Source organism: uncultured Actinomyces sp. (genome assembly GCF_963526355.1).
Taxonomy (GTDB): Bacteria; Actinomycetota; Actinomycetes; order Actinomycetales; family Actinomycetaceae; genus Actinomyces.
The window spans coordinates 1-7,884 of record NZ_CAUROW010000085.1; the positions used below are offsets into that span (position 1 = coordinate 1).

A 7,884-nucleotide genomic window follows, 5' to 3' on the forward strand; every position below is an offset into this window, starting at 1 on the left:
TGGTCAGCGACTCCTTCGGCCCCAAGGCGGACAACGAGTCGGCGCTGTCGATCGGATTGGCGATCGCCGGCCTGTTCATCGCCCTGCTGGCGCCGGTGACCGGGCAGCGCTCCGACAGGGCCGGACGCACTGTCTTCTGGCTCGGCGGCTACACCGCCGTGGTGGTGGCGGTATCCGCGGCATTGTTCCTCGTGCGGCCCGCCCCCGGCTACCTGTGGCTGGGTATCGTCCTGCTGGGGATCGGCAACATCTTCTTCGAACTCGCCTCAGTCAACTACAACGCCATCCTCAACCACCTGGCCTCCAAGGATCGGATCGGCGCGGTCAGCGGTCTGGGCTGGGGGATGGGCTACCTCGGCGGCATCGTCCTGCTGCTCATCCTCTATGTCGCCCTCGTAGGGCCGAGTCCCCTGTTCTCCTTCTCCTCCGGGAGCGGGCTGGGAGTGCGCGTCGCCATGCTGGTGTCCGCGGCCTGGTTCGGACTGTCCGCGCTTCCCGTCCTCATCAACCGCTCCCGCAGGATGGGCCGCCACGACGACGCCGCGGAGATGGGCGAGGGCATGGCCTCTGCTGAGCCGGGCCGGGATCGGGCCGGTATGGAGGTCGAGCCCGAGGAGGCCGTCTCCCACGGCGGGGAGCACAAGGAGTCGATCCTGACCTCCTACAGGCTGTTGTGGCGCACATTGCTCCAGCTCCACCACTTCCAGCCGCGCCTGCTGTGGTTCCTGCTGGCCGCGGCCGTCTTCAGGGACGGCCTGGCAGGGGTCTTCACCTACGGCGGCATCATCGCCCAGAACACCTTCGGCTTCTCATCGGGTGACGTCATCATCTTCGCCATCGTCGCCAACATCGTGGCCGGCATCGCCACCATCGCGGCCGGACGACTCGACGACCGCTTCGGGCCGCGCAACGTCATCATGGCCAGTCTCATCATCCTGGTGGTGGTTGGGCTGCTGGTCTTTCTCCTGCATGCCGCCGGCACGGTCGCCTTCTGGGTGCTGGGCCTGCTCCTGTCGGCCTGTGTGGGGCCGGCGCAGTCCGCCGCCCGTTCCTTCTTGGCCCGCCTCATCCCTGAAGGTCAGGAGGGGGAGATCTTCGGCCTCTACGCCACGACCGGACGTGCGGTCTCCTTCATCGCGCCCATGATGTACGGCATTTTCATCTACCTGGGCACGCTCATCGTCGGGCCGGGGGCCAACTACTGGGGGATCCTGGGGATCGTCTCCGTGCTGGTCACTGGTCTGCTCCTCATGCTGCGCGTTGGCGACCCCGTCGCGGACGAGGAACCTGCCGCGTAGTCCGCGTGTGCCTCAGACCGGTGAGGTCGGCCCGGGCCGTGTGAGGCGGGTGTGGGAGGCGTCATCGTTCAGGATGAGGCCTTGTGGGCTCCGCGCTCAGCGCGCATGCGCTCAAGGTCCTCCGGGGTGAGAGGTCCCTGGGTGGTGCCCGGTGCGCCGTTCTGTCGGCGCCAGGTCACGACGAGCCCCTCCTTGGCTCCGAAACGGGCCACATGGATGCCGACGACGTGCTCGATCCGCTCGAGGTGCTCGTCGTCGGCGGTCAGGTCGAGCTGGAGGAAGCCGTCTTGGCATGAGAGCGCCACGACTCCGGTGACCGCCCCCTCACGGTCGAAGGTCAGGGAGCCGGTTTTGGCGTCCTCGCTCCATACGGTGGTGATCTTGCGACCCATATGGCTGGTCAGTTGCTTTCCGTAGCGGACCGGCCGGTCCGTGGCGATGCGCGCGGTGGAGCGGCGTGAGAAGTCGGGCTGTGCTGAGTCAGTCATGTTCCCATCCTGACGCGCCTCCTCATCAAAGAGGTCTATGAGGTCTCTGACATCGCGGGGCAGAGGTCGTGTCAGTGGGCGGTCCACAGACGATGTGGGGTGGGGGCGAACTTTTTCTCCGCACTGCCGGTACTGCACGAGTTCTGGGCGCTACTGGCTGGTGGCGGGGCACCTCGTGTGCGGTGAGTCCCTCGGTAAGGTGGGCACGGAAGGCGGAGGAGAAAAGCCGGCAATCCCCTGATCTCCCCCTCGTGCCGAGTTTCTGAAAGCCTTTGGGAAAGGACTCGGCCCGCGGTTCGGGTGTCCGAACCGCGGGCCCAAGCCTCGCGAGGTTCCACCTGCAACCCGGGGTCCCATGCACCCGAGGAGGCAGTTCCTCCTTCGCCGGAACGACGGTTCTAGGCTCCCTATGACCCAGCGCCATCTCAGAGATGCGGTCTTTCAACGGGCTCCCCAACCCTCGGGACCGATCCTGTCCAACGGTGCTCACTATCTAACGTCATCACCCTGAAAGGAGGAGGGGAAGACTCCTGGGAATAACCTGGGAACTTCTCGGAGGGGTGATTCGTCGGGGTGAGCAGCTCGAGGGGGTGAGGTGCGCTCCACTGCTCGAATGTCTTGAGAGGTCTCGGTGAGTTGAGCGTCTTGCCGCTGCCCGGGGTCGTCTCCCAAGAAGTGTTGCCGCAACACGACCCAGCCCGGCAGGGCTCTCGCCCCGTGGACTGTTACCACTGGTCGTGCGAGAGGTGCACTCAGGAGGCGGGTGAGAAGCGAACGGCCGTTCCCGATGCCGTCACCATGAGCATGCCGTTGTCGGATCCCAGCGTCTCGTAGTCGATGTCGACGCCGACGACACCCTCGGCGCCCAGTTCCTGGGCGCGCTGAACCATCTCCGCCAGGGCTGATTCCCGGGCCTGGATGAGTTCGGTCTCATAGGTCTGAGAGCGACCGCCCACGAAGTTGCGGAATCCCGCCGCCATGTCCTTGAGAACGTTGACGCCGGCGATCGTCTCCCCGCAGACGACTCTCAGGTACTGGGTGACGGGGTAACCCTCAACGGTGGGGGTGGTGGTGACGAGCATCAGTGCGACTCTCCTGCTTATGTTGACATGGTGCTACTGGTGAATAAGAGCCTACTACCGTTCTGAAGCCGGTTCGTGTCCTCCATGCGGGTTATCCGCGAGTCGCCCCCAGGAGGCGGCTGTAACGCTCGCTGATCGCCTCGTGGGGGACGGGAACTCCGTCAAGGCTCCACGAGAGCAGGTGCTCCAGGCTGAATCGAGGGGAGCAGCGCGAACAGGATGCCGGCGATGCCGGCCGACGCATACGGTCCACCTCATGGCCTGCCGGGCAACGTCCTACCCATCGACCGGGTAGACGTGGTGCCTGGGCGTCGATGAGTCGTCGGCCGGTGGCGCCCAGGCGGATCGCCTCGGCTGCCCAGACGGCGTCATGCCCGTGCCTGGGGCCCACGCGGGCGTGGGCGATCTCGTGCAGGATCGTCTCGCGTACCTGCGCCTGGTCGTACAGGCTCATGAGGTGACGGCTGAGTGTGAGCCGGCGTCGCGTATGGTCCGTCTGGCCGGCTCGACGGCGCGCCCGGTCGAGGGCCAGCTCCCAATTGCCGACGCCGGCCTCCTCCATGAGGGAGCGCGCCAGGTCCAGAACGTCGGGAAGGTTCACGGCCCCACAGTAACGAGTGACGGTCCCAAGCGTGACCGAGACGGTTCCGGCCGCCGTATGTGCCGGCGCTCTCGCCGGGGAGGTTGAGGAGGACGCATCGGCTCGGTTGTTCCGGGAATTCATGGGATTGTGAGTACGTCCTGCCCCGTTGTTGTGTGACACGATGATGCCGATGCCCCATCGTCCTCCCAGCCGACGTTCACGGGGCCGCCGAAGCGCCGGTGGTTCCGACTACTCTCAGCCCGTTCGCGCTCACCGCCGCGTGCGCCCGACGGTGCAGCGCGGCGGCGACCGTGCCCGAAGCGGCAACAGGCATCATCCCGCTCACGGTCCGGGGCGATGTGGAGACGGAGAGCGCCCCGGCCGCCTTCGAGCCAGTGCCAGGCTCGGGAGGCGAGGCGGGGAGCGCCCAGTCCCGGTCTTCCTGCGCAGTCCGGTTGGTGTGGTCCTCGGGGCCTTCATCGTCACGCTTCTGGTGGGGCTGTTCGCGCTGCGCGCGGCCGGATCCTCGCTCAGCGGGCTTGTGGGGCTGAGGCCGGAGGCCTCCGTCCCGGAGCCGACGATCTCCGCCCCGGAACCTCTGGTGCCCGATACAAACGGGTTCGACGCCGCCCGTATCATCGACGACGAGGTCTTTTACGACGCCGGCGCCATGACACATGAGGAGGTCGCCGCCTTTCTGACGCGGGTCAACGCCGGTTGCCAGCCGGGCGACGACGGTACCCAGTGCCTGGCCACGGCCACCTTCTCAACGCAGTCCCGCGAGGCCACCACCTTCTGCCCCGGTGGTATCGAGGACGCCGCGGGGGTCAGCGCGGCCGACGTCATATGGGAGGTCTCCCAGGCCTGCGACGTCAATCCTCAGGTCCTCCTCGTCCTCATCCACAAGGAGCAGGGGCTGCTCACCGCCTCCGGGCAGACCTTGAGTGCTCGCGACTATGAGACAGCGGCCGGGTACTCCTGCCCTGACCACGGAGCCTGTGACCCCCAATGGGCCGGCTTCTTCTCTCAGCTCTACGGGGCGGCCTCTCAGTTCCAGCGCTACCGTCTCAATCCGGACGCCTACGACGTGGTGGCCCAGCGTCCGACTCAGGTTGCCTACTCGCCCCACGCGCAGTGCGGCGGCGCTGAGCTCACGGCGGTCAACCAGGCAACAGCGGGCCTGTACAACTACACGCCCTTCCAGCCCAACGAGGCTGCCGAAAGAGGAGGGGACCAGTGCACCTCGTGGGGGAACTGGAACTTCTACGGCTACTTCAAGGCGCTCTTCGGGAGTCCGACATCGGGCTCATGATCCCGGGAGCCTCCGCCAATCGCCATCGTTCCTAGGATTGTGGAGGGCTGTAGCACTGCGCTCGACGGGTCGTAACCATATCGTCACCAAGCGTCATCATTTAGATGCATTATTTCCAGGTTCTTTTCAGACAGCGTCGGCAGAGTCATAGTTACCACTGAACGGTGGCTGTCGTGAGGTACTGGGGAGTACTGCTGACCGGCGGGTACCGAGTCTGGGCTACAGCCAAGGGAATGGGCCTGGACGTTTCGGTGAAGGAGGACCCGCTGCCGAATGGGAACCGGTAAGCGACCTCGTTGCGAAGGGCCCGGCCCGGTGGTTCAACCGGGGCGGGCCTTCGCAGTGCCTGGGCGTAGGGCCGTCCGGCCCGCGCCCAGGCATCCTTCCGGAGACTGCTCCTGTGACATGACATCATGCGATATATGACGTTGCCGCCGGTGCTGGCGACCACCTGGGTCGTCATCGAGTACCTCATCAAGATCGCCGCGCTGGGCACGGTTCCGGAGAACCGCCGCCCGTCGTCGTCGACCGCCTGGCTGCTGCTCATCTTCTTGCTGCCCTTCGTGGGGCTCCCGCTCTACCTGCTCATCGGCAGTCCGTGGGTTCACGGCGCCCGCCGCCGCCAGCAGCACACCGTCAACGAGATCACCCTCGACTACACCCGCTCCATGCCGGACCTGCCCAAGGGGGCCCGGCCGTCGACCTACCTGGCCGGGGCGCTGCACATGAACCGTCGGCTGACCGGACTTCCCTGTGTCAGCGGGGAGGTGGTGGCCGTCCATGCCGACCCTCGCACCACCTACGAGGCCATGGCCCGCGCTGTCGACTCTGCCACCGATCACGTCCATGTTGAGTTCTACATCATGAGCTGGGACGAGGTCACAGATGTCTTTTTCGCCTCCCTGGAGCGAGCGGTGGCCCGTGGGGTCACGGTGCGTCTCCTTCTGGACCATCTGGGCAGCCGCAAGTACCCCGGCTGGAAGCGTTTCTGTCAGCGCATGACCGATGCCGGGATCCGTTGGCGTCTCATGATGCCGTTGCTGCCGCTCAAGCGCCGCTGGCGCCGTCCGGACCTGCGCAATCATCGCAAGATCCTCGTCATCGATGGGGAGAAGGCCTTCATCGGCAGCCATAACGTCATCGACCCCACCTACCGGACTCGGCGCAATGTGCGAGCCGGACGGCGGTGGGAGGACCTGTCCGTGGAGGTCACCGGCGAGATCGTCCTGGAGGCCCAGGCCGTCTTCGCCATGGACTGGTACTTCGAGGCCGGCGAGCAGCTCGAGGCCTTTGACCTGGCACTGGGGACGCCGGTGGAGACCCTGCCGGAGATGGCGGGGCTGCCGGGCATCCCGGTGGGGACGCCGGCCCCGAGGCCTGGGCGGCCCGACGCCGTCGTCAACGCCATGCAGCTCGTGCCCTCTGGCCCCGGCTACCCCACTGAGCCAAACCTCCGGATGTTCCTTGCCCTCATCCACGGGGCCAAGCGGCGCGTATCCATCACCAGCCCCTACTTCATCCCCGACGAGGCGCTGCTGGCGGCCATGACGTCGGCCGCCTACCGCGGGGTGGAGGTCGAGCTGTTCGTGGGCAAGAAGTCCGATCAGTTCATCGTCAGCCACGCCCAGCGCTCCTACTACTCGGCGCTCCTGGCGGCGGGAGTGCGGATCTACCTCTACCCGGCTCCGGCCGTGCTGCATTCCAAGTACATGACGGTTGACGACGAGGTCGGGGTCATCGGATCGTCCAACATGGATTTCCGCTCCTTCGCCCTCAACTACGAGGTCATGCTGCTGGCCTTCGGCGGCGACCTCGACGACCTGCTTCGCGCCAATGATGCCGACTACCGGTCCATCTGCACTGAGCTGACCCCGCAGGAGTGGGCAACCGAGCCCTGGTACAACCGATACGTGGACAACGTCTGCCGCCTCATGTCTGCCGTGCTGTAGGGCCGGTTAGTGGTGAGAATTCCTTCCAGCGGCGCTTCCGGCTTGTAGAAACATACAGAATACGGCCGCCTGGGTCGCCTGTGTCATAACGGCGGATTTGCTGGAAAGATCTGTGTGAGAACGACTGTCAGAGGCGATTGCGGGAACTGTCGATGTTTGGCGCATTGCCCGATGGGAAGTGTGTGTGGAGAGGTATGATGAAGGCGCTATTCATCCAATCAGTATATTGTGACGAATGCCGAGGGCGGGGATGCTCGGCGTCCTACTGAGGATCGATGAATTCGAGGGAGAGATCTCGATGAGTGTGAGGCGAGTGCTGGGGCGAATTGGTGTTCCGGTGATGGCTTTTGTCGTGGCGATCGGAATGTTCTTTGGTGCGGCGGGGCAGGCCGTGGCCGCACCTCAGCCGGTTGTGCAAAGTCCTGAGCAGGCGAAGGTGGCGGAGCTTCAAGCCGAGTACAAGGCGGAAGCTTCGGCTGAAGACTACCGGAAAGCCGTTGAGACCTATGATCGGCTGGTCGCGGGGAAGCCTGACCCTGTCGAGGTGCCGGCCTCGATGTGCGTCACCATCCCCAAGTGGGCTGTTGTTGCTTACGCCTGGTACGCCATTGTGTCTGGTGGTGCCACGGCTGCAGTAGGAGCCTTCCTGGATGGGACTATCGTCGGTCTTCCTGCGGGTGCTGTGTTGAATGCCATCGGAATCGGCGTAGGTGTCACTGGATCTGGGCTTCTGTACTGGACGGATCACACATCTTGGCCCAAGCGTGTGTGTGTCTGAGGTCCTTCGCGGGTGGTTGGGGTCCATTTAGTCCTGTGCGGGTATATCTCCATCCTTTTGTCGCGTGCGTGTATACTTGGGTGAGAGTCTGTCTCGTAATTAAACGCTGGGAGGTGAATCATGGATATCCCACAGTGGTTGCTCGGACTCATCTTCCTGGCAGTATGTGTGCTCCTAGGAATGGCGATCCGTCTGTACCGGACCAGGCACTCCTGGATGCGCAAGTACCGGGAGGGCCAGCCGTAGCCCTGAAGCATCCGGACTGATCAGTACTAATGTCGTCGGGGCCCCCCCCCCGGGGGGGTGGGGGGGGCCCCCTTTTTGTAAACCGCGACAGGGGGGTGGTGGGGGGGGGAAACGTGGGTGAAGGCGCGCCCCGGGGGGAGAGCCACCC

General features: G+C 65.1%; 8 protein-coding genes. 5 read left to right on the top strand and 3 right to left on the bottom strand.

What is annotated here, in order from left to right:
• The coding region (locus RWR81_RS11295) for an MFS transporter (protein ID WP_314457831.1) at positions 1-1,298 on the top strand (1,298 nt) is incomplete at its 5' end.
• A 68-nt stretch (positions 1,299-1,366) separates the two neighbouring features.
• Here RWR81_RS11295 and RWR81_RS11300 read toward each other — a convergent pair.
• From RWR81_RS11300 to RWR81_RS11310, 3 genes are all read right to left on the bottom strand, one after another.
• Positions 1,367-1,786: a DUF2218 domain-containing protein gene (locus RWR81_RS11300; protein ID WP_314457833.1), complete on the bottom strand. Its 420-nt coding sequence runs from the start codon at positions 1,784-1,786 to the stop codon at positions 1,367-1,369.
• 752 nt (positions 1,787-2,538) lie between these two features.
• Positions 2,539-2,868: a heavy metal-binding domain-containing protein gene (locus tag RWR81_RS11305; RefSeq protein WP_314457835.1), complete on the bottom strand. Its 330-nt coding sequence runs from the start codon at positions 2,866-2,868 to the stop codon at positions 2,539-2,541.
• A 91-nt stretch (positions 2,869-2,959) separates the two neighbouring features.
• Entirely contained in the window at positions 2,960-3,469 is a 510-nt protein-coding gene (locus tag RWR81_RS11310; RefSeq protein WP_314457837.1) for a SprT-like domain-containing protein, read from the bottom strand.
• A 442-nt stretch (positions 3,470-3,911) separates the two neighbouring features.
• On the opposite strand from RWR81_RS11310, the gene RWR81_RS11315 reads away from it, so the two are divergent.
• From RWR81_RS11315 to RWR81_RS11330, 4 genes are all read left to right on the top strand, one after another.
• Positions 3,912-4,763, top strand: coding sequence for a hemagglutinin (locus RWR81_RS11315; RefSeq protein WP_314457838.1), 852 nt, complete (start codon positions 3,912-3,914; stop codon positions 4,761-4,763).
• Positions 4,764-5,185: 422 nt separating this feature from the next.
• The gene (locus RWR81_RS11320) at positions 5,186-6,712 is read left to right on the top strand and encodes a phospholipase D-like domain-containing protein (protein ID WP_314457840.1); all 1,527 of its coding nucleotides are present in this window, start codon (positions 5,186-5,188) and stop codon (positions 6,710-6,712) included.
• A 250-nt stretch (positions 6,713-6,962) separates the two neighbouring features.
• Entirely contained in the window at positions 6,963-7,490 is a 528-nt protein-coding gene (locus RWR81_RS11325; protein ID WP_314457842.1) for a hypothetical protein, read from the top strand.
• A gap of 120 nt (positions 7,491-7,610) precedes the next feature.
• The gene (locus RWR81_RS11330; RefSeq protein ID WP_314457844.1) at positions 7,611-7,736 is read left to right on the top strand and encodes a hypothetical protein; all 126 of its coding nucleotides are present in this window, start codon (positions 7,611-7,613) and stop codon (positions 7,734-7,736) included.
• The last annotated feature ends 148 nt before the right edge of the window (positions 7,737-7,884 follow it).

Coding starts and splice junctions, on each gene's coding strand:
- RWR81_RS11300 (WP_314457833.1), bottom strand. CDS start 1,786: ATGACTGACTCAGCACAGCCCGACTTCTCACGCCGCTCCACCGCGCGC.
- RWR81_RS11305 (WP_314457835.1), bottom strand. CDS start 2,868: ATGCTCGTCACCACCACCCCCACCGTTGAGGGTTACCCCGTCACCCAG.
- RWR81_RS11320 (WP_314457840.1), top strand. CDS start 5,186: ATGACGTTGCCGCCGGTGCTGGCGACCACCTGGGTCGTCATCGAGTAC.
- RWR81_RS11325 (WP_314457842.1), top strand. CDS start 6,963: ATGCTCGGCGTCCTACTGAGGATCGATGAATTCGAGGGAGAGATCTCG.
- RWR81_RS11330 (WP_314457844.1), top strand. CDS start 7,611: ATGGATATCCCACAGTGGTTGCTCGGACTCATCTTCCTGGCAGTATGT.